Annotated in this window: 1 pseudogene; it reads left to right on the top strand. The window is 67.0% G+C overall.

Annotated features, from left to right (window positions below):
• Window positions 1-69: 69 nt before the first annotated feature.
• A pseudogene (locus G6048_RS52190) lies at window positions 70-228 on the top strand (transposase); the annotation flags it as partial.
• Window positions 229-521: the final 293 nt, after the last annotated feature.

Raw genomic sequence — 521 nt, 5'->3', positions numbered from 1 at the left:
TGAGGTGACTCCCGTGGTGTGGACACGCCTGACAATGGATCTTGATGGTCCAGGAAGGTGTAGATCCACATGGCACGGCCCTCGAAGTACAGTCCGGAGTTCCGGTCCGACGCGATCGCGTTGTGGCGGGCTTCGGCCGGCAGACGGACGTTCAGGGACGTCGCGGCCGATCTGAACGTCAACCCCGAGACGCTGCGGACCTGGGTGCGTGACGCCGACGGCCGTCCAGCGCCGGCCGGCGCGCCGGCGGATGCCGCGGACGAGCTGGTCCGGTTGCGGCCTGAGAACTGCTCGCCATCGCGAACGACTCCACCGCTCTCGGCGCGTTCGCCGTCCAGGACTCGGACGACGGCACCGCCGACAACCGGTGGCGCATCGTGAGGAACTGAGGTCCGCCACGGATGTAGATCCTGGTCGCTCTCCATCCTCCCGCGCGCTCGACGCCTCGACCTTCGTTCGGTATCACAAACAGCAAGGGATCGAGGCGCCCATCGACACTCCGGACAGCCTCTGACCAGGGA

Source organism: Streptomyces ureilyticus (genome assembly GCF_011045025.1).
Taxonomy (GTDB): Bacteria; Actinomycetota; Actinomycetes; order Streptomycetales; family Streptomycetaceae; genus Streptomyces; species Streptomyces ureilyticus.
This window is presented reverse-complemented; position numbering and strand designations above follow the sequence as displayed.